The 26,112-nt window shown below is 54.9% G+C and carries 24 protein-coding genes and 3 tRNA genes; 5 read left to right on the forward strand and 22 right to left on the reverse strand.

Features of this window, described 5'->3' with window-relative positions:
* Positions 1 to 8 precede the first annotated feature (8 nt).
* From ulaC to HYQ67_RS19715, 3 genes are read right to left on the reverse strand one after another with little or no spacing between them, the layout of a single operon-like run.
* The gene (gene ulaC / locus HYQ67_RS19705; RefSeq protein WP_202306675.1) at positions 9 to 476 is read right to left on the reverse strand and encodes a PTS ascorbate transporter subunit IIA; all 468 of its coding nucleotides are present in this window, start codon (positions 474 to 476) and stop codon (positions 9 to 11) included.
* A gap of 9 nt (positions 477 to 485) precedes the next feature.
* Positions 486 to 791 (reverse strand): PTS ascorbate transporter subunit IIB, encoded by a 306-nt coding sequence (ulaB, locus tag HYQ67_RS19710; RefSeq protein ID WP_202306588.1) that lies wholly within the window; start codon positions 789 to 791, stop codon positions 486 to 488.
* 3 nt (positions 792 to 794) lie between these two features.
* Positions 795 to 2,201 (reverse strand): PTS ascorbate-specific subunit IIBC, encoded by a 1,407-nt coding sequence (locus HYQ67_RS19715; RefSeq protein ID WP_202306590.1) that lies wholly within the window; start codon positions 2,199 to 2,201, stop codon positions 795 to 797.
* Between the two features lie 383 nt (positions 2,202 to 2,584).
* On the opposite strand from HYQ67_RS19715, the gene ulaG reads away from it, so the two are divergent.
* Both ulaG and ulaR read left to right on the forward strand, forming a co-directional pair.
* The gene (gene ulaG / locus HYQ67_RS19720; RefSeq protein ID WP_202306592.1) at positions 2,585 to 3,649 is read left to right on the forward strand and encodes an L-ascorbate 6-phosphate lactonase; all 1,065 of its coding nucleotides are present in this window, start codon (positions 2,585 to 2,587) and stop codon (positions 3,647 to 3,649) included.
* Between the two features lie 101 nt (positions 3,650 to 3,750).
* Entirely contained in the window at positions 3,751 to 4,506 is a 756-nt protein-coding gene (ulaR, locus tag HYQ67_RS19725) for an HTH-type transcriptional regulator UlaR (protein ID WP_202306594.1), read from the forward strand.
* On the opposite strand, the gene yjfP is transcribed toward ulaR, so the two are convergent.
* The gene (gene yjfP, locus HYQ67_RS19730; protein WP_202306677.1) at positions 4,507 to 5,235 is read right to left on the reverse strand and encodes an esterase; all 729 of its coding nucleotides are present in this window, start codon (positions 5,233 to 5,235) and stop codon (positions 4,507 to 4,509) included.
* A gap of 195 nt (positions 5,236 to 5,430) precedes the next feature.
* Between yjfP and bsmA the strand changes: the two genes are divergently transcribed.
* On the forward strand, positions 5,431 to 5,760 hold the full coding sequence (gene bsmA, locus HYQ67_RS19735) for a biofilm peroxide resistance protein BsmA (RefSeq protein WP_202306596.1): 330 nt from the start codon (positions 5,431 to 5,433) through the stop codon (positions 5,758 to 5,760).
* Positions 5,761 to 5,919: 159 nt separating this feature from the next.
* Complete coding sequence (locus tag HYQ67_RS19740) at positions 5,920 to 6,195, forward strand: YdgH/BhsA/McbA family protein (RefSeq protein ID WP_202306597.1); 276 nt, start codon at positions 5,920 to 5,922, stop codon at positions 6,193 to 6,195.
* Between the two features lie 51 nt (positions 6,196 to 6,246).
* Here HYQ67_RS19740 and HYQ67_RS19745 read toward each other — a convergent pair whose 3' ends face one another.
* From HYQ67_RS19745 to nnr, 15 genes are all read right to left on the reverse strand, one after another.
* The gene (locus HYQ67_RS19745) at positions 6,247 to 7,881 is read right to left on the reverse strand and encodes an isovaleryl-CoA dehydrogenase (RefSeq protein WP_202306599.1); all 1,635 of its coding nucleotides are present in this window, start codon (positions 7,879 to 7,881) and stop codon (positions 6,247 to 6,249) included.
* A 247-nt stretch (positions 7,882 to 8,128) separates the two neighbouring features.
* The gene (gene rlmB / locus HYQ67_RS19750) at positions 8,129 to 8,860 is read right to left on the reverse strand and encodes a 23S rRNA (guanosine(2251)-2'-O)-methyltransferase RlmB (RefSeq protein ID WP_202306601.1); all 732 of its coding nucleotides are present in this window, start codon (positions 8,858 to 8,860) and stop codon (positions 8,129 to 8,131) included.
* Between the two features lie 134 nt (positions 8,861 to 8,994).
* Positions 8,995 to 11,460 carry a ribonuclease R gene (gene rnr / locus HYQ67_RS19755; RefSeq protein ID WP_202306603.1) on the reverse strand — a complete coding sequence of 822 codons (2,466 nt, stop codon included), beginning with the start codon at positions 11,458 to 11,460 and terminating at the stop codon, positions 8,995 to 8,997.
* Positions 11,461 to 11,498: 38 nt separating this feature from the next.
* Positions 11,499 to 11,924, reverse strand: coding sequence for a nitric oxide-sensing transcriptional repressor NsrR (nsrR, locus tag HYQ67_RS19760; RefSeq protein WP_202306605.1), 426 nt, complete (start codon positions 11,922 to 11,924; stop codon positions 11,499 to 11,501).
* A 161-nt stretch (positions 11,925 to 12,085) separates the two neighbouring features.
* Positions 12,086 to 13,384 carry an adenylosuccinate synthase gene (locus HYQ67_RS19765; RefSeq protein WP_202306607.1) on the reverse strand — a complete coding sequence of 433 codons (1,299 nt, stop codon included), beginning with the start codon at positions 13,382 to 13,384 and terminating at the stop codon, positions 12,086 to 12,088.
* Between the two features lie 102 nt (positions 13,385 to 13,486).
* A complete protein-coding gene (locus tag HYQ67_RS19770; protein WP_202306609.1) occupies positions 13,487 to 13,684 on the reverse strand; it encodes a DUF2065 domain-containing protein in 198 nt (65 codons plus the stop codon).
* Between the two features lie 66 nt (positions 13,685 to 13,750).
* Complete coding sequence (gene hflC / locus HYQ67_RS19775) at positions 13,751 to 14,755, reverse strand: protease modulator HflC (protein WP_202306611.1); 1,005 nt, start codon at positions 14,753 to 14,755, stop codon at positions 13,751 to 13,753.
* Positions 14,756 to 14,757: 2 nt separating this feature from the next.
* Positions 14,758 to 16,017, reverse strand: coding sequence for an FtsH protease activity modulator HflK (hflK, locus tag HYQ67_RS19780; protein ID WP_202306613.1), 1,260 nt, complete (start codon positions 16,015 to 16,017; stop codon positions 14,758 to 14,760).
* 73 nt (positions 16,018 to 16,090) lie between these two features.
* Positions 16,091 to 17,371 carry a ribosome rescue GTPase HflX gene (hflX, locus tag HYQ67_RS19785; protein WP_202306623.1) on the reverse strand — a complete coding sequence of 427 codons (1,281 nt, stop codon included), beginning with the start codon at positions 17,369 to 17,371 and terminating at the stop codon, positions 16,091 to 16,093.
* A gap of 74 nt (positions 17,372 to 17,445) precedes the next feature.
* The gene (hfq, locus tag HYQ67_RS19790; protein ID WP_202306633.1) at positions 17,446 to 17,757 is read right to left on the reverse strand and encodes an RNA chaperone Hfq; all 312 of its coding nucleotides are present in this window, start codon (positions 17,755 to 17,757) and stop codon (positions 17,446 to 17,448) included.
* Between the two features lie 102 nt (positions 17,758 to 17,859).
* The gene (miaA, locus tag HYQ67_RS19795) at positions 17,860 to 18,807 is read right to left on the reverse strand and encodes a tRNA (adenosine(37)-N6)-dimethylallyltransferase MiaA (protein WP_202306636.1); all 948 of its coding nucleotides are present in this window, start codon (positions 18,805 to 18,807) and stop codon (positions 17,860 to 17,862) included.
* Positions 18,800 to 20,647, reverse strand: coding sequence for a DNA mismatch repair endonuclease MutL (gene mutL / locus HYQ67_RS19800; protein WP_202306638.1), 1,848 nt, complete (start codon positions 20,645 to 20,647; stop codon positions 18,800 to 18,802). Before mutL ends, miaA begins: the two co-directional genes overlap by 8 nt.
* 8 nt (positions 20,648 to 20,655) lie before the next feature.
* Positions 20,656 to 21,993, reverse strand: coding sequence for an N-acetylmuramoyl-L-alanine amidase AmiB (gene amiB / locus HYQ67_RS19805; RefSeq protein WP_202306640.1), 1,338 nt, complete (start codon positions 21,991 to 21,993; stop codon positions 20,656 to 20,658).
* A 13-nt stretch (positions 21,994 to 22,006) separates the two neighbouring features.
* Entirely contained in the window at positions 22,007 to 22,468 is a 462-nt protein-coding gene (gene tsaE / locus HYQ67_RS19810; RefSeq protein ID WP_202306642.1) for a tRNA (adenosine(37)-N6)-threonylcarbamoyltransferase complex ATPase subunit type 1 TsaE, read from the reverse strand.
* Complete coding sequence (gene nnr / locus HYQ67_RS19815) at positions 22,461 to 23,987, reverse strand: bifunctional ADP-dependent NAD(P)H-hydrate dehydratase/NAD(P)H-hydrate epimerase (RefSeq protein ID WP_202306652.1); 1,527 nt, start codon at positions 23,985 to 23,987, stop codon at positions 22,461 to 22,463. The genes tsaE and nnr overlap by 8 nt, the downstream gene beginning before the upstream one ends.
* On the opposite strand from nnr, the gene queG reads away from it, so the two are divergent.
* Positions 23,986 to 25,125: a tRNA epoxyqueuosine(34) reductase QueG gene (queG, locus tag HYQ67_RS19820; protein ID WP_202306654.1), complete on the forward strand. Its 1,140-nt coding sequence runs from the start codon at positions 23,986 to 23,988 to the stop codon at positions 25,123 to 25,125. The genes nnr and queG overlap by 2 nt on opposite strands.
* 272 nt (positions 25,126 to 25,397) lie before the next feature.
* Here queG and HYQ67_RS19825 read toward each other — a convergent pair.
* From HYQ67_RS19825 to HYQ67_RS19835, 3 genes are all read right to left on the reverse strand, one after another.
* A tRNA-Gly gene (locus tag HYQ67_RS19825) sits at positions 25,398 to 25,473 on the reverse strand.
* Between the two features lie 36 nt (positions 25,474 to 25,509).
* Positions 25,510 to 25,585, reverse strand: a tRNA-Gly gene (locus tag HYQ67_RS19830).
* A gap of 37 nt (positions 25,586 to 25,622) precedes the next feature.
* A tRNA-Gly gene (locus tag HYQ67_RS19835) sits at positions 25,623 to 25,698 on the reverse strand.
* Between the last annotated feature and the right edge of the window lie 414 nt (positions 25,699 to 26,112).

Genomic DNA, 26,112 nt, shown 5'->3' on the forward strand with positions numbered 1-26,112 from the left:
AAAACTCCTCAGGCAGCCGCAGCCGTGGCGCGGTCGATTAAGTCCAGCACTTCCTGCTCGGTTCGGCAGGCGCGTAAACGATCAAAATTGGCTTCATCTTCAAACAGGTTGACGATCTGCATGATGCCCACCTCCTGATGGGTATTGGCATCTTCCGCAGCCAGGGTAATCAGGATGTCTACCGGATCGTTATCGTCATGATTGAAGACCAGCGGTGTTTTCAGCGTCACCAGCGCAAAGCCGGTGCGCTTCACGCCTTCCTCCGGCCTTCCGTGGGGCATGGCAAGACCCGGAGCGATAACGAAGTAAGGTCCGAACTGCGCCACCCCCTCCAGAATGGCCTGGTAGTAACGTGGCTCCACAACCCCGGCATCCACCAGCAGATCGACGCCAATTTTTACCGCTTCCTGCCAGGTTTCAGCCTCCGCCTGCAGGCGGATAGCGTGGTTCTGCGCCAGCGAATCACGTAATTTCATCATGGCTCCTTACTGCATATCCTTCGGAAAATGCGCCTGAATCACTTCCATTAGCTTCGGCCCGAAGTCCGCGGCGCTCAGCATGTTGCGAACCCCGACCACGAACTTGTTGCCCGACACCGTGATTTCGCTGGCGACATGGGTGGAAGCGATAATGATGTCTGCGCCGCTCAGCTCGCTTTTATACTCCCCGACGGCGCAGCTGTTGACGCTGTGCTGCACGCCCTGTTCGGTCAGAAACTGATCGACTTTCATTTTCATAATCATGGAACTGCCCTGCCCACAGCCACAAACAGCAAGAATGCGTACGGTCATAATTCAATTCCTTTCGTTAACGGTAGTTTCTGTCAGGTGTTTTTCAGCGTCCTCTTCCTGGCGCAGCGTGCGCCCGGCAAAGAACATGTAAACCAGTGCGATAACCACAATGACGCCCATGAACCACAGCCCAAGAGTCAGCCCCTGCATAATGGGCGGTGCCAGAATCGACCAGTCGGCCATCCCCATCCAGGCGCTTAGCCCCGTAAGCTTCACCGCCCACACGCAGCCGAAAATTTCAATCATGCCCATCACCAGGCAGATTTTTAGCGCCGCGCGCCAGCCGCCGAAGTGATTAGCAAATACGCCGATAGTGGCGTTAGAGAAGAACATGGGAATAAAGCCGGGGATGATCATGATGGAAGAGCCGATGGCGATCAGAATACCTACCGCAATTAGCTGACCGATGGTGCCCCAGATAAAGCCCCAGACCACCGCGTTTGGCGCGAAGCTGTAGATTGCCGCACAGTCGATGGCCAGCACGGCGCCGGGAATTAAGCGCTGAGAGATACCGTTGAAGGCTTCCGAAAGCTCAGCTACGAACATCCTTACGCCCTGAACGATAATGAAAATAGCGACAGCAAACTGGAAGCCGGTTTGCAGGATGTAGATAGTCCAGTGGGTTTTGCCGGCCATTGCCTGCAGAGTGTCGAGACCAAACGAGCAGAGAATAGCGCCAAAGAACAGCGTCATCACAATGGCGGTAGAAACAATGTTGTCATGGAAGATATTCAGCCAGCCCGGCAGGTTGAGATCCTCAACGCTCTCTTCCTTTTTGCCCAGATACGGCGCGATTTTGTAGGCAATCCAGGAAGCAAACTGCTGCTGGTGACCGATAGAAAAACCGCTGTTTTCCGTTACCGCCTGAGTGGGTTTAAACATCATGTTGGAGGTGATGCCCCAGTAGAGCGAAACCAGCACCGCGGTACAGATGATGGTGGTCCACATTGGGTAGCCGAGAATAAAGAAGAAGACGGCAATCAGCCCCGCCTGCTGGAACATAATATGCCCGGTGAGCATGATGGTACGAATGCCCGTCACCCGCCGCAGCAGGACGTAGAAGATATTCAGCGCAAGCGCCAGGAGGACGGCATAGCCCACCCAGCTGTAGGCATCTCCCATTCTTTCGACAGTGGCCATCATCGAAGCGTAGGTGTCTGAAATGGCACCGTTAATCCCGTACACCTCCGACATCTTCGCGACTACCGGTTTAAAGGTGCCGGTCAGAATGCCTGACCCCGCCTGTAATAACATAAAGCCGATAATGGTTTTGATGGTGCCTTTGATGATGACGCTGGCGCTTTTACGCAGCAGGAGATAACCCAGACAGGTGACTATCCCCAGCAGCAGCGGCGCGTTCGTCATGACCTGGTTAAAAAAGATGGTAAAGGCGTTGTAGAGGGTTTCCATAAAGCTCTCCGTAGGGTAGTGCTCCCTGTCTATGTACTTAAGCGTGACCGACAGGTGGAAGCGGTGTGCCCACACTTTATGAATCAAAAGTAATCACAACAAGATCAAATGTGATTATTTGTGAGATGTTTCGCAAATTATTTACCTTACGCTTATGAAGGTAATTGCCCCTGGTCGTAAACCTCATTTAATTATCTTAAAATCAACAATATAAATAAAAATTATGTTATTTAACCTTTCAGATCGGCCCCGGTAACCTCCTAATAACCTGATACGCAGCATAGAAATAATGCTTCTCAAGGCTGATTTTTGATGCCAATATAAATCATATCGAATCATTAAATGATTAAACTTGATTTCAAAAACAGATCAGGAGAAGGTTCATGAGCAAAGTAGCAACGATCACCCGCGAGTCCTGGATACTGAGCACTTTCCCGGAGTGGGGGAGCTGGCTGAACGAAGAAATTGAGCAGGAAGCGGTCGTGCCTGGAACATTTGCGATGTGGTGGCTGGGCTGCACCGGGATCTGGCTGAAGTCCCAGGGGCAGGCCAATATCTGCGTCGACTTCTGGTGCGGCACAGGCAAACAGAGCCACGGTAATCCGCTGATGAAAGCCGGGCACCAGATGCAGCGTATGGCGGGTGTGAAAAAACTTCAGCCAAACCTGCGCACCACACCGTTCGTACTCGATCCTTTTGCCATTCGCACTGTTGATGCGGTACTGGCGACGCACGATCACAACGATCATATCGACGTGAACGTTGCGGCGGCAGTCATGCAGAACTGTCCTTCAGACGTGCCTTTTATCGGGCCGCAAACCTGCGTGGATATCTGGGTAAACTGGGGAGTGCCGCGTGAACGCTGCATCGTGGTAAAGCCGGGCGACGTGGTGAAGGTGAAAGATATTGAAATCCATGCGCTGGACGCCTTTGACCGCACGGCGCTGATTACCCTGGCGGCGGAAGAGAAAGCCGCTGGCGTTTTGCCGGATGGAATGGATGAACGCGCGGTGAACTACCTGTTCAAAACACCGGGGGGCAATCTCTATCACAGCGGTGACTCCCATTATTCCAACTACTATGCGAAGCACGGTAACGACCACCAGATTGACGTGGCGCTTGGCTCTTACGGCGAGAACCCGCGCGGCATCACGGATAAAATGACCAGCGCTGACATTCTGCGCATGGCCGAGTCGCTTAACACCAAAGTCGTGATCCCGTTCCACCATGATATCTGGTCAAATTTCCAGGCGGACCCGCAGGAGATTCGCGTGCTATGGGAGATGAAAAAAGATCGGCTGAAATATGGTTTTAAACCGTTTATCTGGCAGGTGGGGGGCAAGTTTACCTGGCCGCTGGATAAAGACCTGTTCGAGTACCACTACCCGCGCGGATTCGACGACTGCTTTACCATCGAGCCGGATCTCCCTTTCAGGTCCTTCCTTTAAACTTAAGCCGGGCAGCTGCCCGGCTTTTTCAGCGTTAAACTTAGGTTTTTCACCCGTTTTCAAATATCATCTTTAAAAATCATATCTTATCGGGAATAAGCATGACCGAAGCACAGCGTCATCAGATTCTGCTTGAACTGCTGCAGCAAACTGGGTTCGTCACGGTTGAGCAGGTTATGGAACGCCTGGCCATTTCACCCGCCACCGCGCGCCGCGATATCAACAAGCTGGATGAGAGCGGCAGATTGAAAAAGGTGCGTAACGGCGCGGAGGCGGTAAGCCAGCAGCGGCCTCGCTGGACGCCAATGAATATCCACCTGGCACAGAATCACGACGAGAAAAGCCGTATTGCCAGCGCCGCTTCGCAGCTGGTGAGTCCGGGGGAAAGCGTCGTCATCAACTGTGGATCTACCGCGTTTTTGCTTGGACAGGAAATTTGCGGCAAGCCGGTACAAATCATCACTAATTACCTGCCGCTGGCGAATTACCTCATCGAGCAGGAGCATGACAGCGTGGTTATCATGGGGGGGCAATATAACAAGAGCCACTCTATTACCCTCGGCCCGCAGGACAGCGAAACCTCGCTGTACGCCGGCCACTGGATGTTTACCAGCGGTAAAGGGCTGACGGCGGAAGGGCTGTATAAAACGGATATGCTTACCGCAATGGCCGAACAGAAAATGCTGGGGGTGGTGGGCAAACTGGCGGTACTGGTCGACAGCAGCAAAGTGGGGCAGCGGGCGGGTATGCTGTTCAGCCGCGCAGAGCAGATTGACCTGGTCATCACCGGCAGGCAGGCCTCGCCTGAAGTGGTTAAAAAACTTCAGGATCAAGGCGTGCAGGTCATTCTGGTTTAGCTAAAGATTGCTGATGAAAAAGCGGCTGGTCGCTTCCAGCGCGGTGGGGGTAATCCGGTGCTTTACGCCCGCTTCCCACAGGCAGGTCAGCTGCTGGTCCACCCCCTGCTGAATCAGCGCCTGCTGTAAGCGGAAAGTCTCTGCCGCTGGCACTACGTCATCCTCTTCACCATGCCACAGCAGCAGCGGGCGGTTGCCGATGCGCTCCAGCTGGCTGCTGATATCGTATTCCGCAAGCCGGGCGAGAGTGGTTTCCAGCTGGTCTGCTTTCGGCGGGAATAAGGTTTTCGCGAGCTGGGTGAAATAGCCCGATCCCATCAGGCAGGCCACGCTGCGCACTTCCTCATGGCGGGCCATTATGCCCAGTGCGGTCATGCCCCCCATCGATGCCCCGCCAACGGCGAGACGCCCTTCGGCAATCAGGCCCTGCTCCTCAAGCGCATCTCGCAACAGGGGGTACTCGTCAATATTCGTTTTCAGAATCGGCCAGAACTGGCTCAGACGCGCTTCAACATCCCCGTTAAAACGAGCGCCGTGGGCCTGCGCATCCGGCATCACCACGCGTATTCCCGCCTGCGCCAGCGCGACGGCAAAATAACTGTAAACCAGCTTCGAGGAGGTAAAGCCGTGATAAAACAGTACGGTGGGCAACGCTTCTTGCCTCTGCCCGCCAGGAACAGCATGTAAAACCTCGATCCCTGCCAGCCGTTCCGTATACATTTCTATCATCATTCTCTCCCCGTCGTTACGCTGTGAATGTCTGTTGTAAGCCACGGCGTAGCAGGTGGCAAGAAAATCACTATTACGGATTATTGTAACGATGAGATCTCACCGACGATTTTCATTCGAAAGTGATTCAAAAGCGCGGGAGAGGTAACAGAAAGGGAACATTCCCTCTTCACAGCGCCGGCCCGAAACTACACTATGACTATCAGGAAACGAGAAAATACCATGCGACTGCTATCTGCTCTGTTACTGGCAACAACGCTTAGCGCCTGTTCTGTCCTGCAAGGAACGCCCCAGCCAGCACCACCGGTTGCGGATCATCCGCAGGAAATACAGCGCAACCAAACCCAGGGGCTGACAAAGATTGGAACAGTCTCCACCCTTGAGCGTGGCGCGCCTTCTGATTCTGAAGCGATAATCAAAGCAAAGGCAGCAGCGGCCAAAGCAGATTTTTATGTCATCGTCCTTAATGACGAGACGGTCGTTCCGGGACAATGGTACGCGCAGGCGATTTTGTACCGAAAATGAGATCCTGATGCTGCTTGTTTATTGATATTTACACAGATTTTCGGCGATTTATTGTTTCACATGCACAATGGACCTCACGCCACACCGGCTTGCATGGGGCCCAGATTAAGCGAAGGAATGCCCTGTTGATGACCGGGGTTTGTTGATAAGGAACTAACAATGAAACGATCGTTTGCCTTAACCTCATTGCTGCTATCCGTAGGAATGATTACTACTGCGGCTCAATCGGCAGAAGATGTCGCAGCTGACTGTGTGACAGGACTGAATGAAATTGGTCTGATATCCCTGAACAGCATCGCAGGCAGCGCGCAGGATGTGGAAAAAGTGATCGCGCTGAAGGCCGATGAGCAAGGCGCATCCTATTACCGCATTATTAAAATGCAGGAGAACTACCATGCTGATAGCTGGCGTGCACAGGCGATCCTGTATGCCTGAAAACACATCTTATATTCCCTGAAAGCCGCCCCTCCGGGTGGCTTTCTTATTTTAAGCCGTGCGACCAGTCGCCCGCAGCAGTACGACCTTCAGTATCGATTCAGGCAAAACGGACTCTCCACGCTCATCCAGCACCATTCGGCACCAGGCTTCTGCCAACGGCGGGGAAAGGTGCGGCAGCAGTTGGGCAGCGGTTGCCAGATTTGCCAGCTGCTTAGCAATGTTACGTCCCCACTCCTCCTGAGGCTTACGCAGGCGCTGCTGAAGCTGCCGCCAGCTACGGTCAAAATGACGGTTCTGCCCCTTCACTTCATCAAACTCGGCGTGGAGCATCTCCAGCACGCCCGGCTGACGCGTGATAACCCGCAGCACATCCAGCCCCATAATGTTCCCGGAGCCTTCCCAGATGCTGTTAACCGGCATTTCACGGTAGAGACGGGGCAGCTCGCTTTCTTCGCAATAGCCGATCCCCCCCAGCACCTCCATTGCCTCTGCCACAAACGGAATTCCTGCCTTGCAGACGCTGAATTTCGCCGCGGGGGTAAACAGGCGGCTGTAAGCCAGCTCACGGGGTTCGTTCGGTGATTCCCATGCCCGGGCCAGCCTGAACAGAAATGCGGTCTGCCCCTCCAGCTGGAGAGCCATACGGCCAAGCACCTGACGCATAATGGGCTGGTCGATAAGGTTTTTACCGAATGCCTGCCGCTGATGAGCATGGTAGAGCGCTATGGAAAGTGCACGACGCATCAGGCCATGGCTGCCAAGGGCACAGTCGAAGCGGGTGTAGCCGCCCATTTTCAGGATGCAGCGAACCCCTTCCCCTTCCTCGCCGATTAGCCAGCCGACAGCATCACAAAATTCCACTTCGCTGCTGGCGTTGGAACGATTACCCAGCTTGTCTTTCAGACGCTCCAGCCGGACATGGTTACGCTCGCCGTCAGGTAAAAATCGCGGCACGAAGAAGCATGAAAGGCCGCCTTTGGCCTGCGCCAGTACGAGGTGCGCATCACTTTGCGGCACGGAGAAGAACCACTTATGGCCGACCAGGCGGTACATCTCACCCGGCCCGGCTTTGTCTAAGGCTTCCGCTCTGGTGGTATTGCTGAGTACGTCCGAACCGCCCTGCTTTTCCGTCATCCCCATGCCAATCAGCAGCCCACGTTTCTGGCTACCGGGCAACAGATGGGCATCGTAGCGGTCGCTTAGCAGGGGTTTTGTCCATGAATGAAACTCCTTCGGAAGAGACTTTTGCAGCAGTGGGATTGCGCCAAACGTCATCGTCACCGGGCAAAGCGTTCCCGCCTCGACCTGGGCATGCTGGACAAACCGGGCCGCACGCGCCACGAAAGAGCCGTGACGGGCGTCCTCCTGCCACGGAAAATTATGTACCCGGTTCGCGCACAACCCCTGCATCAGCAGGTGCCAGGCCGGGTGAAAGCGCACGTCGTCAAGGCGTTCTCCGCTGGGGTCGTAGCGCAGCAATTCAGGTGGATTGGCGTTAGCCAGCCTGCCAAGTTCTAACGACTCGGCGGAACCCAGCTGTTGACCAATGCTGGCAAGCAGCTCGGCGTCCCAGCCTGCCCCTTCACGGGCAACGGCCTCGCACAGCGAGATGTCGGAAAGAAAGAGGTTACTGTTGTTGAGAGGGGTGGGTTGGTTAAAAACGGTATGAGTTTGCCAGCGCATCGCGTTCCCTCCTGTAATGGCATTGCCATTAATTATGGACGCAGATGGCGCTTGTGCCCGGAGGGGGATCACAAAGCGGGGTGTAAGCCCGCTCAGAGTATTGCAGAAGCTATAAGACTGTCAGACGACAAATCTATAAAATAAAAAAAGAATATTGTCTGCTGGTTTTACTCAAACACCAGAAAACCACGCTTTTCTGGTGTTTGCCAAAAGTCTGAAGCGGGGTGTTGACCACCCCGCCCGTTTTTTAGCTGCGCTGACGCACCGCTTCGAACAGGCAGATGCCCGTTGCGACGGAGACGTTCAGTGAGGAGACGGAACCTGCCATTGGAATGCTGATCAGCTCGTCGCAGTGCTCGCGAGTCAGACGGCGCATACCTTCGCCTTCCGCCCCCATCACCAGCGCCATCGGGCCGGTCATTTTGCTCTGGTACAGCGTGTGATCTGCTTCGCCAGCGGTGCCGACAATCCAGACGTTCTCTTCCTGCAGCAGACGCATGGTACGGGCCAGGTTGGTCACGCGGATCAGCGGTACGTTCTCTGCTGCGCCACAGGCCACTTTTTTCGCCGTTGCGTTCAGCATGGCGGAACGATCTTTCGGGACGATAACCGCATGCACGCCAGCGGCATCTGCGCTACGCAGGCAGGCACCGAGGTTATGGGGATCGGTAACACCATCCAGGATCAGCAGGAAAGGCTTCTCGAGGCTGGCAATCAGATCCGGCAGATCGTTCTCCTGATACTGACGGCCCGGCTTCACGCGGGCGATGATCCCCTGGTGCACCGCCCCTTCGGATTTCTCATCCAGCCACTGACGGTTTGCCACCTGCACCGGCACGCCCTGGGCTTCCAGAGCGTGGATCAAAGGCATCAGACGTTTGTCTTCACGACCTTTAAGAATAAAAACTTCCTGAAAACGCTGCGGGGCATTATCCAGTAGCGCCTGAACGGCGTGGATGCCGTAAATCATTTCACTCATTGCTGTTACTCGTTTCAGATGCGATAGCGTCTGTGTTGTTCTGTATTTCGGAGAAAAACCGTAGGGTGGATAAGCGAAGCGCCATCCACCCTCAGAAACGGCGGATGGCGCAGGCTTATCCGCCCTACGAAATATTAGCTCGTCTGACCCGGCTGCTTTTTAGCAGCGCGCTTGGCTTTCGTGGCGGCGGCTATCTTACGGGTTTTGTCGGAAGGCGTTTTGGCTTTCTTCGCCTTCGGTTCGGTCGGCTTGTCAGCCTTTGCTTTCTTCGGCTTGCCCGCACCTTTGTCTTTACGGAAGGCGCTGTCCGGCTCGAAGTTCACACGTTTACCTGCCTGACGACGCTTCGCGCCACCGCCGTTACCGCCCTTTTTCGCGCGGTCTTTCGCGGTTTTGCCTTCGCCACGCGGTGCGCGGGTGCTGGAAATCAATGCGAAGTCGATTTTACGCTCGTCCATATGAACAGCTTCAACACGCACTTCCACACGGTCGCCCAGACGATAAGTCTGACCGCCGGATTCACCAATCAGGCGCTGCCCGATCTGGTCGAAGCGGTAGTAGTCGTTATCCAGCGTCGAAACGTGGACCAGGCCGTCGATAAACAGATCGTCAAGACGGACAAAGAAGCCGAAGCCGGTGACGCTTGCAATGATACCGTTAAACGTCTGCCCAACCTGGTCCTGCATAAAGTCACACTTCAGCCAGTCCGCTACGTCACGGGTTGCTTCATCGGCACGGCGTTCCGCCATGGAACAGTGCTGACCAAGCTGCAGCATCTCTTCCATACTGTAATGCCAGCCGCCGGAATCAGTGCTGTTGCCTTTGTGGCCCTGCTCTTTTGCCAGCAGATACTTGATGGCGCGGTGCAGCAGCAGATCCGGGTAACGGCGAATCGGCGAGGTGAAGTGTGCGTAAGATTGCAGCGCCAGCCCGAAGTGGCCGCGGTTTTCCGGATCGTAAACCGCCTGCTTCATGGAACGCAGCAGCATAGTTTGCAGCATTTCATGATCCGGGCGATCCGCAATGGATTTCAGCAAATCGGCATAGTCGCGCGGTTCAGGCTTCTGGCCACCAGGCAGTTCAAGGCCAAGCTCCGCCAGCACCGTACGGAACGCGGTAATCGCGTCGTTGCTCGGACGATCGTGGTCGCGGAACAGAGACGGTTCGTTGGCTTTCTCAACAAAGCGGGCCGCGGAGATGTTCGCGAGGATCATGCACTCTTCAATCAGCTTGTGCGCGTCGTTACGAACGGTCTGTTCCACACGTTCAATACGGCGTTCGGCGTTGAAGATAAACTTCGCCTCTTCGCTTTCAAACGAGATGCCGCCGCGCTGGGCACGGGAGACGTCCAGCACTTTGTAGAGGTTATGCAGCTCTTCGATGTGCTTCACCAGCGGCGCGTATTGTTCACGCAACTCCTGGTCACCCTGCAGCATATGCCACACTTTGGTGTAGGTCAGACGCGCATGGGAGCTCATCACCGCTTCGTAGAACTTAGACCCGGTAAGGCGGCCCGTAGAAGAGATGGTCATCTCGCAGACCATACACAGACGGTCAACCTGCGGGTTGAGCGAGCACAGGCCGTTGGAGAGCACTTCCGGCAGCATTGGAACAACCTGCGACGGGAAATAGACGGACGTGCCACGGTTGCGCGCTTCGTTGTCCAGCGCGGTTGGCGGACGAACGTAGTAGCTGACGTCGGCGATGGCTACCCACAGGCGCCAGCCGCCGCCGCGTTTTTTCTCGCAGAATACGGCGTCATCGAAGTCGCGGGCGTCTTCACCATCAATGGTCACCAGCGGCAGATCGCGTAAGTCTACGCGGCCAACTTTGGCCTCTTCCGGCACCTGCTCTTTCAGGGAAGCCACCTGGGCTTCAACTTCTGGCGGCCAGACATAAGGAATTTCATGGGTGCGCAGCGCCATATCGACGGCCATGCCGGTGCCCATGTTATCGCCCAGAATCTCAACGATTTTGCCGACGGCTTTGGTACGGCGGGTTGGTCGCTGGGTAAGCTCAACCACCACCACAAAGCCCATACGCGCGCCCATCACACCTTCCGGCGGGATGAGGATGTCGAAGCTCAGTCGGCTGTCGTCCGGCACGACAAAGCTGATGCCGGCATCGGTAAAGTAGCGTCCGACGATTTGTGCGGTTCTTGGCTCCAGCACGCGAACGATACGCGCTTCGCGGCGGCCTTTACGGTCGGCACCCAGCGGCTGCGCCAGCACGATATCGCCGTGCATGCACATTTTCATCTGTTCGGAGGAAAGGTAGAGGTCGTCTTTACGCCCTTCCACGCGCAGGAAGCCAAAGCCATCGCGATGGCCGATGACCTTACCTTTCAGCAGGTCAAGGCGTTCCGGCAGCGCATAGCACTGGCGGCGGGTGAAGACCAGCTGCCCGTCACGCTCCATGGCACGCAGGCGGCGGCGTAAGGCTTCAATCTGCTCTTCGCCACTAATGTTCAGTTCTACAGCCAGCTCTTCACGGTTGGCTGGTTTTTCACGGTTGGTCAGGTGAGCGAGAATAAACTCCCGGCTTGGGATCGGGTTTTCGTATTTTTCGGCTTCTCGTTCCTGAAAAGGATCTTTTGACATTGCGGTTCCTCCGTTGTCATCCACAAATGGAGTAGCGATCACTCCACCAGCAGTAATTTGTAGAGCGGTTGGTTATGGTCCACCAGTTCGGCCAGCGTGTGTTTATCCAGCTCTGTCAGAAAGCTCTGCACCGCCTCGGCCAGCGCCTGTTTCAGGCGACATGCGGGGGTGATATGACAAAACTCGCTGCTACAGTTCACCAAAGAAAGCGGTTCCAGCTCACGCACTACATCGCCCACGCGAATGGTATTCGCAGGCTTGCCGAGGCGAATGCCGCCGTTTTTGCCGCGCACTGCTGTGACATAGCCAGCACGACTGAGTTGATTGATGATTTTCACCATATGATTACGGGACACGCCATACACTTCAGTCACTTCCGAAATGCTCGTCATCTTGCCTTCAGGCAAAGACGCCATATAAATCAAAGCACGTAAACCGTAATCAGTAAAACTCGTTAACTGCACATCAACCTCTGGGGTGGGGGGAAACGCTCATCGCCCGTGTGGCGATATATTGATGATAAACCAGCCATATCTTTGGCGGCTAATTTATTTGTTCGGGGAAGGTAAAAAAGCGGCGAGAGAAGTAGCAAAACGGGGTGTGGTGGCCACACCCCGTATCCAGATTACGCGTCGAACGGATCGCGCAGAATCATGGTTTCAGAACGGTCAGGACCGGTAGAGATGATATCTACAGGGACTTCCGTCAGTTCTTCAATACGTTTGATGTAGTTCAGTGCTGCCTGCGGCAGGCCGCTACGCTCTTTCACACCGAAAGTGGTCTCAGACCAGCCCGGCATAGTTTCGTAGATTGGCTCGATACCTTCCCAGTCATCCGCCGCCATTGGGGTGGTGGTGACTTCGCGGCCATCCGGCATGCGGTAACCGACGCAGAGTTTAACCTCTTTCAGGCCGTCCAGTACGTCCAGCTTGGTCAGGCAGAAACCTGACAGGGAGTTGATCTGCACGGCACGGCGCACGGCAACAATATCCAGCCAGCCGGTACGACGACGACGGCCAGTGGTTGCGCCGAACTCGTTACCTTGTTTGCACAGGAACTCGCCCACATCATCAAACAGCTCGGTCGGGAACGGACCTGCCCCCACACGGGTGGAGTAAGCTTTGATGATACCCAGCACGTAATCCACATAGCGCGGGCCGAGGCCTGAACCTGTTGCAACGCCACCCGCGGTGGTGTTGGAGGAGGTCACGTACGGATAGGTACCGTGGTCGATGTCCAGCAGCGTGCCTTGAGCACCTTCGAACATCATGAAGTCGCCACGCTTGCGCGCTTCGTCCAGCAGGTTTGAAACGTCTACGACCATGCCGGTCAGGATGTCGGCGATAGCCATCACATCGTCCAGCACTTTCTGGTAGTCAACCGCTTCAACTTTGTAGAAGTTAACCAACTGGAAGTTATGGTATTCCATCACTTCTTTCAGTTTGTCTGCAAAGGTGGCTTTGTCGAACAGGTCGCCAACGCGCAGGCCACGACGGGCCACTTTGTCTTCATACGCAGGACCGATACCACGACCGGTAGTACCAATAGCTTTCGCGCCGCGCGCTTTTTCGCGAGCAACATCCAGAGCTACGTGGTAGTCGAGGATCAGCGGACAAGCTTCGGACAGCAGCAGACGCTCACGTACTGGAATACCGCGGTCTTCCAGGCCTTTCATCTCTTTCATCAGCGCAGCTGGAGACAGCACAACGCCGTTACCGATGATGCTGGTGACGTTTTCGCGAAGAATACCTGATGGAATAAGATGGAGGACGGTTTTTTCACCGTTGATTACGAGAGTATGGCCTGCGTTGTGACCGCCCTGGTAGCGTACAACATATTTAGCCCGTTCAGTCAGAAGATCGACGATCTTTCCTTTACCTTCGTCACCCCATTGGGTGCCCAGTACGACGACGTTGTTACCCATTTTTCAAAATCACCGTTTGCTTAAAAAAGGATTCTACCACCGGTTTCGACGATGATCAGCCCTTTTAGTCCACAAAATAGCAATCAGCAGGTTTGAGGGGTTTTAGCCGCCCACATGACTCAACATATAGTAGATAACGACACCGGCAACCACAAGACCACCGCCAAAACGACGCAGCGTATTATCCGGGAGCTGAATAAGAGCGGCGATCATTTTGCGCCACGTGCGCGGATAGAGCATGGGGCCAAGACCTTCGAGCACCAGAACAAGGGCCAGCGCGATCCAGATTGTTGAGTTCATAATAGTCCCTGAAACGGATAAAAAAAGAGCCGGTCAGACCGGCTCTTCTACTCTTAGCGGTTCTTATTAACGTGAGCTGTTAGCCGGCGTCTTCATGTAGCGGAAGAAATCGTTGTCCGGGCTAAGCACCATCACATCCTGACCAGATTTGAAGCTGGCCTCGTAAGCACGCAGGCTACGAATGAAGGCGTAGAAGTCTGGATCCTGGCTGAACGCATCGGCAAACAGCTTGGCCGCTTCCGCATCACCTTCACCACGGCTGATACGACCCTGACGCTCTGCTTCCGCCAGTGTACGAGTCACCTCGTAGTCCGCAGTTGCACGCAGCTTCTCAGCCTCTTCCTGGCCCTGTGAACGGTGACGACGCGCTACCGCTTCACGCTCGGCGCGCATACGGTTGTAGATAGCGTCAGACACTTCCGCAGGCAGGTTGATCTGCTTGATGCGCACGTCAACGACTTCAATACCCAGTGCCGCCATACTGTTCGGGTTCACAACCGGCACTTTACCGTTTGTTTCCTTAGTAATACGCGCAGCCGCAGAGGCAATAGCATCGTCCGCAGCCGGGGTAGAGACTTCATCTTCGGTGCCCGCAGAACCAGAGTTCAGCGCGTCACGCACGTCCAGGGTCAGACGACCACGAGAATCGGTGACGATGTCTTTCACATCCAGACGACCGATTTCAGAACGCAAACGGTCACTGAACTTACGTTTCAACAGCACTTCTGCCTGAGAAGTGTCGCCACCACCCGTAGCCAGGTAGTAACGGCTGAAGTCGCTGATACGCCACTTGATGTAGGAGTCAACGATCAGGTCTTTCTTCTCTTTGGTCACGAAGCGGTCGGCCTGGTTATCCATGGTCTGAATACGTGCATCAAGGGTTTTCACCGACTCGATAAACGGCACTTTAAAGTGCAGACCCGGCTCGTAAACCACCGGCTTGTTCTCATCATCACGCAGAACTTTGCCGAAGCGTAACGTAATTCCTCGCTCGCCTTCATGTACCACGAAGACCGAGGTGAACAGCACCACCAGCACGATGATGATTAAAGCAATGACTGACTTACGCATCGTTATTCACTCCCTACGCGCTGGTTATCAGTGCGCTGTGCGTCGGCACGGCGCTGATCCATGATATCGCCTCTGCTAGTCGAGGACGTAGTACCAGTGCTGCTACTGCTTGATGAGCGGGAAGCCGGAGGCAGACGCAACAAGTCGCTTGCCCCACTGTTATCGTTCTTCTGAGCAGGCTGTGCACCGCCTTTGAGCATCTGGTCGAGCGGCAGAACCATCAGGTTGCCACCCTTATCGTTCACCAGCACTTTACGAGTATGGCTAAGCACTTTTTCCATGGTTTCGATATACAGACGCTCACGGGTGATTTCCGGTGCGGCTTTGTACTCTGGCAGCAGCTTAGCGAAGCGAGCGACTTCACCCTGCGCTTCTAACACAGTCTGTGTTTTATAAGCGCGAGCTTCTTCGAGGATACGCTGCGCCTGGCCGTTCGCACGCGGCTGAACTTCGTTGGTGTAAGCTTCCGCTTCACGGATGTATTGCTGCTCGTTTTCACGCGCGGCGATGGCATCATCGAAGGCAGCTTTCACTTCTTCCGGCGGACGTGCCGTCTGGAAGTTAACGTCGAGCAGCGTAATCCCCATGTTATACGGGCGAATCGTCTCTTCCAGCTCGCGCTGGGTATCGGTACGAATAATGGTACGGCCTTCGGTGAGGATCTTATCCATTGTGTACTTACCGATAACGCCACGCAGTGCGCTGTCCGTTGCCTGACGCAGGCTGTCATCAGCGCTGGTCACGCTGTACAGATAGCGTTCTGGATCGGTGACCCGATACTGCACGTTCATCTCAACGCGCACGACGTTTTCATCGGAGGTCAGCATGACACCCGATGCGGCTAATTCACGTACGGACTCAACGTTAACGGCGCGAACGCTGTCAATGAAGGTGGGTTTCCAGTTAAGACCCGGCTCAACAAGATGACTAAACTTACCAAAACGCGTCACAACGCCACGCTCGGCTTCTTTAATGGTGTAGAACCCGGTAGCAGCCCAGATGACCACCGCAGCCACGGCCACGATACCCACCACGCGCCCACCGACAGGCGGACGAGGAGTCTGGGAAGAGCCACCGCCAGTGCCGCCGCTTTTACCGCCGCCCAGGCCACCTAATTTTTTACTTAGTTTTCGGAAGATATCATCCAGATCGGGTGGCCCCTGATCGCGCCCTCCCTTGTTACCCCCAGAGTCGCCGCCAGGTTTGCTGCTTCCCCACGGGTCGCGGTCCTGTCCGTTATTACCGGGCTGATTCCACGCCATGTTTATGCTCCATATTTATTGTGCGGTGATATCCCCCGAGGGGGAAAAAGTCTTCAGGGCAAACTCGTTCCGGTCAAACAATGTAGTCCATTAGTGCCGGCTCTTGTTTACAAAGGCGACGCCAGTCAACGACAGGCATACGAATCTGCAAGCCCACGCTACCGTCATCCTCTGTCCACTCTTTTTCTATTGCCTGAAGCTGATAAAACCGGCTCCGAAGTCGCCCAGCCTGGGGGGGTAAGCACAACGTATGCTGCGCAATTTCACCAGATAAACGTTCAGTCAAAGCCTGGAAAAGCAGTGGAACACCGGCACCCGTCTGGGCAGAAAGCCAGACGCGTATCGGGACGTTCTCATCGTTTCTGTCGATACGAGGCTCAAACTCATCCAGCGCATCGATTTTGTTCATTACCAGCAGGGTTGGGATCTCATCGGCCTCGATCTCTTCTAAAACGGTATCTACAGCGGCGATGTTTTCCTGGATTCTGAAATCCGATGCGTCAATCACGTGTAACAGTAACGTGGCCTGACGCGTCTCCTGCAAAGTCGCTTTAAACGCCGCCACCAGATCGTGGGGTAAATGGCGAATAAAACCGACCGTATCAGCCAGCACGGTTTCCCCAACGTCTACGATATCGATTCTGCGCAGGGTTGGATCCAGCGTAGCGAACAGCTGATCTGCGGCATAGACATCAGCCGCGGTAATCTGGTTAAAAAGGGTGGATTTACCGGCGTTGGTGTAGCCCACCAGCGAGACCGTTGGTACATCGGCTTTTGCCCGTGACCGCCTGCCCTGCTCACGTTGTTTTTCGACTCGTTGTAAGCGTGAGAGGATCTGCATGATGCGGTTGCGCAGCAGCCGACGGTCCGTTTCAAGCTGAGTTTCACCCGGGCCGCGTAAACCAATCCCGCCTTTCTGACGTTCAAGGTGGGTCCAGCCGCGAACCAGTCGAGTTGCCAGATGGCGCAACTGTGCCAGCTCAACCTGCAACTTCCCCTCATGGGTACGTGCACGTTGGGCAAAGATATCTAAAATCAGTCCTGTTCTGTCGATAACGCGACATTCGCACAGGGCTTCAAGGTTACGTTCTTGTGCCGGGGACAACGCATGATCAAAAAGCACGACCGAGGCCCCAGATGACTTAACTGCTTCGGCAATTTCTACCGCTTTGCCTTCACCAACAAAATACTTGGGATGCGGGGATTTGCGACTACCGGTAACCACCTGCAGCGCTTCGACTCCGGCTGAAGAGACCAGGGATTCAAACTCCGCCAGGTCTTCCATGTCTTTGTCTTGCGAAAAATAGATGTGTACCAGCACCGCCTGCTCACCAGCGTCATAACGGTCAAACAAGCGTATAACCTCTCAAAAGATCAGCGGGGAACGCAGATTATCTGGTCCCCCGACTTAGAAAACAGCAGGAAACCTTATTCGGCGTCTTCGCTGTCTTGCTGCGGCGCAGTACCCTGCGCGCTGCCAGCGTGGTGGTAGTTGCTGCCAGAACCGCCAGTACCGGTGTTATTGCTATGATGAGATACCGGACGAGACGGGACAACAGTTGAAATCGCGTGCTTATAGACCATCTGGCTGACCGTGTTTTTCAACAGGATCACGAACTGGTCAAAAGACTCAATTTGACCTTGCAGCTTAATACCATTCACCAAATAAATAGAAACCGGAACACGTTCCCGACGCAATGCGTTCAGAAACGGATCTTGTAAAGATTGCCCCTTAGCCATTCTATCTTTTCCTTATATGTTTGTTGTTTGTAACTCAAGAACCCTGAGGCTCTGAAAAACTGCGTAAAAATTTGCGCACGATGTCGATTCAATTGTACACATTCATTGATGCTTCGCACTAACAACCTGTAATACTTCATTGCGCGCCTGGTCTGGATTTTCACTGTCTAACCAGTGAACGCCTTCCCAACCTCGCAACCAGGTCATCTGGCGCTTAGCCAATTGTCTCGTCGCGCAAATACCTCGATAAACCATCTCCTCGTGTGAAATTTCTCCCGTCAGATAAGACCACATCTGCCGGTAGCCCACACAACGAATGGAAGGCATCTCCGTATGCAAATCTCCGCGGGCAAAAAGAGCCCGCACTTCTGCTTCAAAATCTGAAGCTAACATCTGATGAAAACGCTGCTCAATTCGCTGATGGAGCAGTTCACGGCTCGCCGGGGCGATGGCGAACTGATGCACCTGATACGGCAGAGCCTCTCCTGACGTTTGCGTCAGTTCCGTTAAAGTTTTACCCGAAATGAAAAAAACTTCCAGTGCCCGGGAAAGCCTTTGCGGATCATTTGGATGAATCCGTGCGCCGGCAACGGGATCGATATCGACCAGTTGACGATGCAACGCATCCCATCCTAGCTCAGCTGCCTGTTGTTCTATCCTTGCGCGAACCTCTGGGTCCGCCGCAGGTAACGGCGATAACCCTTCCAGTAATGCTTTGAAATAAAGCATTGTCCCCCCCACTAACAAGGGGATACGCCCTGAAGCGGTAATCTCGGCCATTTCATTCAGTGCGTCGCGGCGGAAGTCCGCAGCGGAATACGCCTGTGCCGGGTCGAGAATATCCAGTAAGCGGTGCGGTGCCTGGGCGAGTTCATCCGCCGTCGGCTTGGCCGTTCCGATGTCCATCCCTTGATAGATAAGGGCCGAATCGACGCTTATCAACTCTACCGGCAGCGTTTTACGCAAGTTTATCGCTAATGCCGTCTTACCGGAGGCCGTTGGCCCCATCAAAAATATCGCCTTTGGCAGGCTTTTGTTCGCTTCAGTCATCTTTCAGGGCGTTCATCGCCAGTGTTAAATCAACAGGTTGTAGCAAACCGCCAGGTGGATTTCGCACCAGCTGCGGGCAAAGACGCTCAACATCGGCAAGCAAAGCAATAGCCTGTGCCTGATTCCACTGCTCGTGTTCGCTTGTCAAATGACGGGCAAACCAGTGGGCGATTTGTGTTGCGTCGATCTCTGCCTGCTGCGCCAGGTATCCTGGCAGTTCATGAATCAAGATTTGTAAATTTTGTTTACGTAAAGGTAAAGGTACGGTGCGAATGACGATTTGTTTCGCTTCAGCGGCAAATTCAACGCCCATATTTAACAATAACGGTTGATAACGCAGCAGTACCTCCAGCTCTTCCTTGCTGACTTTCATCCGCACAGGGATCAGCAGCGGCTGCGCACGAACGCCTTCGCTACCGGGAATCAGCTGTGCTTGTTTAAGCCAGCGATCGGCTACGGACAAAGAGAGCAGCATTAGCTTCCCTTCCCGCTCCAGCAGCGCGTATTCAGGTTGGACAACGGTTAACACGCGCCCAAAGCTTTGAGAATGACCTTCCAGGGCGCTCGGCTCTTCTGCACGGTTAGCGGCAGGCGGTGCCGTCGGCGTATCCAGCAGTTCGCGATACAGCGCGCCCTGCTGCTTCTGATAGCCTGGCCCGGCGTTCGGCCACAAAGGCTGCCGCTGCGCGCCACCTGATGCGCGAGGGGTAGAGTCTCGGGCAGTGCCAGAGGCTGGGGCTGGCGTTGAAAACTGATTACGCCCCGATGCGACCCGATTTTCGGGCTGCCAGCGCTCCTGCGTTGCCTCGGCGGACGTCTCTTCCTGCAACAGTTGGTTTTCACTCTGCTGCTGCAGCACGCTCAGTACGCCCTGGTAAATAAAATCATGCACCAGCCGCGACTGATGAAAACGCACTTCATGCTTCGCCGGATGAACGTTGACGTCAACCTGGTGCGGGTCTATCTCGAGATAGAGCACAAAAGCGGGCTGCTCAGATCCTAGTTTATCTTCACAGGCCTGACGAATGGCGTGGGTGATAAGGCGGTCGCGCATCATGCGCCCGTTCACATAGCAGTACTGAATTTCAGCCAGCGCAGACGTGGTGCCGGACGGCTCCGCCACCCAGCCGCGCAGGGCCAGATCGCCATGCTGCCATTCGATTTCCAGCGCCTGCTCGAGAAACTGCGTACCGCAGATAGCCCCAAGACGCTTAGTGCGCGGCGCACCATTCTGTACGGCACGGTACTGACGCACCATTTTACCGTTATGGTTAAGGTTGATAGAGACGTCGAACCGCGCCAGCGCGATACGCCGGACGATTTCGTCGATATGGTTAAATTCGGTTTTCTCGGTGCGCATGAACTTGCGGCGGGCGGGCGTGTTGTAAAACAGATCCAGCACTTCCAGCGTGGTACCGACAGGATGAGCGGCAGGTTTCACCGTCACCGCCTGGTCGCGCCCTTCCGCATAAGCCTGCCACGCTTCGCTCTGTTCTTCCGTGCGAGAAGTAAGCGTGAGACGAGCCACTGAGCTGATACTCGCCAGCGCTTCACCGCGAAAACCGAGGCTGATAATCGCCTCCAGGTCGTCGAGACAGGCAATCTTGCTGGTGGCATGACGGGCCAGTGCCAGCGCCAGCTCATCTTTTTTGATGCCGCAGCCGTTATCGCGGATGCGGATCATCTTCGCGCCGCCGCGTTCAATGTCGATGTCGATGCGCGTGGCACCGGCATCGAGGCTGTTTTCGATAAGCTCCTTCACCACCGACGCAGGGCGTTCAACCACTTCGCCTGCGGCAATCTGGTTCGCAAGCTGGGGAGGCAGAACCTGAATCGGCATAGAAATCCTTATTGAGTAATGGCGACTTTGTCGAGGTCGGCGTTTTGCGCTTTTGCGGTTTGCTCCGCCGCGGGCGCGGACTGCAACGGATGCGCAAGGAAGTAGCTGCGCAGCCCCTGGTAAATAGCTTTCGCAAGCTGCTGCTGATACGCATCGCTGCCCAGCAGACGCTCTTCGCCACCGTTACTGATAAACCCCGTTTCCACCAGCACGGATGGAATATCCGGGGAGCGCAGTACGCCGAGGCTGGCATGCTCAGGGCGACGTTTATGCAGCGAGCCAATCTCTCCTAGCTGCGTCAGCATTTTTGTGGCGACATCATACCCGACGCGCTGGGAATGACCGAACTGCAAATCCAGAACGGCCTGGCTGAGGTACGGATCGGCCTGGCTGTTTGCCAGCACATCACCTGCGCCGCCCAGCAGTTCAGATTGTTTTTCATGCTGTTCAAGCCAGCCGGCCATTTCGCTGTTAGCACGGCGGTTAGAAAGCACCCAGACGGATGCGCCAGTTGCATCGCGGTTCGGCGCAGCATCGGCATGTATCGACACCAGAATGTTGGCATTCTGCTTACGCGCCACGTCTGAACGCCCCATCACCGAAATAAAATAGTCGCCATCGCGCGTCAGCACGCCCTTAAACATCGGGTCGTCATTCAGCAGCGAACGCAGCTTGCGGGCGATAGAAATAGTGACGTTTTTCTCTTTGGTACCGCCAGAACCGATAGCACCCGGATCCTGCCCGCCGTGCCCGGCATCAATCGCCACCACAATAGTGTCTGAATTGACGTTGGTTTTCTTCGCGCGGGCCGGGCGAGTCACCGTATTGGAGCTAATAGCCCCGGTCACCTGCTGTGGTTTAAATGGATTTTTAGCCGGCTCAGAGGAACGATAAACAGGCGCAGGCTCTACGCGCTTCGCGACAACAGGTGGCGGCGGTGGCGGAGGCGGAGGCGGTGCATCAGCGTTGATGGTGAAGACGACGGTGTAATTAGCGCCGTTTTTCTGTTTCACCGCACGGGTTTTGCCTGCCTGGGTCAGATCGACGACCAGACGCAAAGTGCCCGCTTCTTTCGGCTGCCCGGATCGGATGCTTTTCACCAGGTTATTGCCGCTAAACTGCAACGGTAACCCCTGAATCACGCCGAGCTGTTTAATATCCAGCGCAACGCTTTTTTTACCGTCCTGAGAGAACGAATATTCAGGATCGCCCATAAAACTGAAGGTGATACGCGCTTGATTATCACCGTTAGAGACCTGAATATCCGCGAGATTCGCCGCGCTGGCCGGGGCGCAGAGCACCAGCAGCCAGGCAATCATCAACCAACTTTTAACGCGATAGATCATCCCGCCATCCTTGTTATGTGGCTAACCGCACCAGTAACGACTCACCAGATGAGGAAACTGCTGTTATGCGCGCCTCACGCCCTTGCGCCTCGTAGCTCAGGTGCAGCTCAAGATCAGGTTCAGGCAGTACGCCTTTGCCCTGCTGCGGCCACTCTACCAGGCAAATTGCATCGTTGGCAAAATAGTCGCGGATGCCCATAAACTCGAGCTCTTCCGGGTCCGCCAGTCGATACAGATCGAAATGATATACCATCAAATTATCGAGCGTGTACGGCTCAACCAATGTGTAAGTCGGGCTTTTTACGTTCCCTTTGTGGCCCAGCGCCTGCATGAAGCCGCGGCTGAACGTTGTTTTGCCCGCGCCCAGGTCACCATAAAGATAAATAACGGTTGCCCCTTCACAGGCGGCCGCTACTCGAGCGCCCAGTTCCAGCGTTGCGGCTTCATCAGGTAATGCAATAACACGATTAATCATGATTTATGGTTTTCAAATCCGGGTTAACAAAACGGTACAACGTCGAAAAAAGATCGCTCGCCAGCATGCCACGGGTACCAACACTCGCGGCCAGTTCAGCAGCAGCAGCGCCGTGCGCCACACACCCCGCGCAGGCGGCATCATATGGGTTTAGCTTCTGCGCCAGCAATGCCCCAATAATACCGGAAAGCACATCGCCCATGCCGCCACTGCCCATACCCGCGTTACCCACGTCTATCAGCCCGTATTCACGGTCCTGGCTGGCAACAATCGTTCCCGCTCCCTTTAAGACCACGCATCCGCCATAACGTTTTACGAGACGGTCGGCAGCAAGTAAGCGGTCACTCTCAATTTGTGACACAGCGCAATTTAACAGGCGAGCGGCCTCCCCTGGATGGGGAGTGATAATACGATTCTGACGTTTATCTGGATTGATTGCCAGAAGGTTAAGCGCATCCGCATCCCAGAGCATCGGTTTGCGGCTGTTCTCTACTTTTTGTAGGGCTTTTTTACCCCACTCCTGCTGGCCAAGCCCCGGCCCGATGACGATGACGTCCGCCCACTCCAGGCTCTCCTCAACAGAAGCCAGGGTGAGTTCATGAACCATCAGTTCCGGGCGAGCGGTTATCAGCGGGGCGATATTTTCCTGGCGGGTCAGCACTCGCACAAGCCCGGCTCCGGCACGGAGCGCCGCTTCCCCGGTCATGCGTATGGCACCGGCGGTACCGTGATCGCCACCGATAATCACCAGCCGACCATTAGTGCCTTTGTGCGAAGTGGGTTTGCGCGGCTTCAGCCAGCGCGGCAAATCTTCGCGATCGAAGCGCGATATCGGCGCAGCCTGACCTTCCAGCCAGGCCTCAAGCCCCAGCGCGTGGTAATGCAGCTCGCCGACCACATCCCTTGCCTTGCCGGTCAGTAGCCCGGGCTTAAGGGCGATAAACGTCAGCGTATGGCTCGCTTCAATGACCGCCCCGGGCGTCGCGCCCGTCTCGGCCAACAAGCCTGATGGAATATCGAGAGCGAAAGAAGGAGCAGGATGCCGATTGGCTTTTTCAATGAGCTGCGCAATATTTTCGCGAGGCGCGGTCGTCAGGCCCGTGCCCAGCAGACCGTCAATAATCAGATCGCTATTTTCCGGCAGCGCGATATCTGGGGAATGGATAACCCCACCGGCGTTAAGCCACGCTTCTCTCGCCTGTTCAGCCTCTTCCGGCAACGGTTTATCGCTTTCCTGCGCGAGCAGGGTGACAGCAACGCCCGCCGACTTCGCGAGACGAGCCACAACATAGCCATCGCCACCGTTATTGCCATGACCGCACAACACCAGCCAGTGGCTTGTTGCAGGGTAAGTTTCGCGAGCAAGGGTAAACGCCGCCTCGCCCGCCCGCAGCATCAGCTCGTAGAGGGTCAGCCCCAGACTGTCAGCGGCCTGCTTTTCGGCGTTACGCAGCCAGTCTGCCGACCAGACGGAGTGTGGTATACTTTTGGCGGTCAATTTCTCGTTATGGTCCGTCATGTCACAGCCCCTCGATCTCAATCAGTTAGCGCAAAATATCAAACAGTGGGGCAATGAACTCGGCTTCCAGCAGGTAGGTATTGCCGATACGGATCTCAGTGCCCAGGAGCCAAAACTTCAGGCCTGGCTCGATAAACAATACCATGGGGAGATGGAGTGGATGGCGCGCCACGGCATGATGCGCGCACGCCCTCATGAACTTCTTCCCGGCACGCTGCGCGTCATCAGCGTCAGGATGAACTACCTGCCCGCTAACGCTGCGTTTGCCTTCACGCTAAAAAATCCAGCGCTGGGCTATGTCAGCCGCTATGCCCTGGGCCGCGACTATCACAAACTGTTGCGTAACCGCCTGAAAAAGCTGGGCGAGAAGATCCAGTCCCACTGTTCCACGCTGAATTTTAGACCTTTTGTTGATTCCGCGCCCATTCTTGAACGGCCGCTGGCGGAAAAGGCAGGGCTCGGCTGGACAGGTAAGCACTCACTAATCCTCAGCCGCGACGCAGGCTCATTCTTTTTCCTCGGCGAGCTGCTGGTAGATATCCCCCTGCCGGTAGACCAGCCGGTGGAAGAAAACTGTGGGCGCTGCGTCGCCTGCATGACTATTTGTCCAACAGGCGCGATTGTCGAGCCGTACACCGTCGATGCCCGCCGCTGCATTTCCTATCTGACTATCGAACTTGAAGGGGCGATCCCCGAAGAATTCCGTCCGCTTATCGGCAACAGGATTTACGGCTGTGATGACTGTCAGCTGATTTGCCCATGGAATCGCTTCTCACAGTTAACCGTCGAAGATGACTTCAACCCAAGGCGTGCGCTGCATGCGCCGCAGTTGAAAGAACTGTTCGGCTGGAGCGAAGCTCAGTTTTTGAAAATGACGGAAGGTTCGGCGATTCGCCGGATTGGTCATTTGAGGTGGCTGCGAAATATCGCCGTCGCCCTCGGTAATGCCCCCTGGGACGAAGGAAATCTGAGCGCGCTTCAGCAGCGTAAAGGTGAGCACCCACTTCTCGATGAACACATTGACTGGGCGATTGCGCAACAATTAACCAGACGAAACGAGCAGACGATAGAGGTACAGCTCCCTCAGAAACAGAGGCTGGTCAGGGTTATCGAAAAGGGGCTAAAACGCGATGCATGATATGTCCACAGGATGTGCATAAAAATAAAAACTCGTTACCACACAAATGCAAAAGCACTGTCGGCTGGCAGTATTAACATTTTAAAGTAAATTTATTTTTATACTAATCAGTTACTTAACCAAACCCTGTACTCATTATGAAATTCTTAACAGGAAAAGGAAAAGCGCGCCGCCTGTGGATAACTCTGTTCACAAGAGTTTGCAGGGGACGTGAAAAAACCACCGTGGCGCCGTCTGGCGTTGTGGATAATTTAGGCTTGAGAGATAAAATTTGGAGCGGGAAACGAGACTCGAACTCGCGACCCCGACCTTGGCAAGGTCGTGCTCTACCAACTGAGCTATTCCCGCTTGGGTGGTGCGTGGCTGTGAAAGCCAATCAAATTTTGGAGCGGGAAACGAGACTCGAACTCGCGACCCCGACCTTGGCAAGGTCGTGCTCTACCAACTGAGCTATTCCCGCTTGGGTGGTGCATGGCTGTGAAAGCCAAATCAAATTTTGGAGCGGGAAACGAGACTCGAACTCGCGACCCCGACCTTGGCAAGGTCGTGCTCTACCAACTGAGCTATTCCCGCTCTGTGTAACGCTGCAAATTCTGCATCGGTACGGGAGGCGCATTATACGAGAAATCGTTTTAGCCGCAACCCCCTGCCAACGTTTTTTTCTCGAATTTAGTCTGAATGGTGATTTAAGCGGCAATCTGTTTATTTTGCATCCGCCCGCCCCTGGCCGCATGAAATGCAGGGCGGATGACGCAGGTTTATCCGCCCTTGTATCTTGGACCGGTAGCTGGTTAGCTACCGGTTACACGAAACGGAGGAAGCTTGTATCCGCCCTGAAGACGCCGATCTTTCTTCGTAGCTTAAGCCTTCCGTTTCACCTTTCACGTCACTCAAAATCCGAACGGTAACCAGAAGCTCTGACTTCGTATGTACAAGGCTGGAATGACGTGTTGGCTCAGGTGAAAGGAGACAAAATATGTTCACTCT

Source organism: Dryocola clanedunensis subsp. sulfonylureivorans, assembly GCF_016756775.1.
GTDB lineage: Bacteria > Pseudomonadota > Gammaproteobacteria > Enterobacterales > Enterobacteriaceae > Dryocola > Dryocola clanedunensis.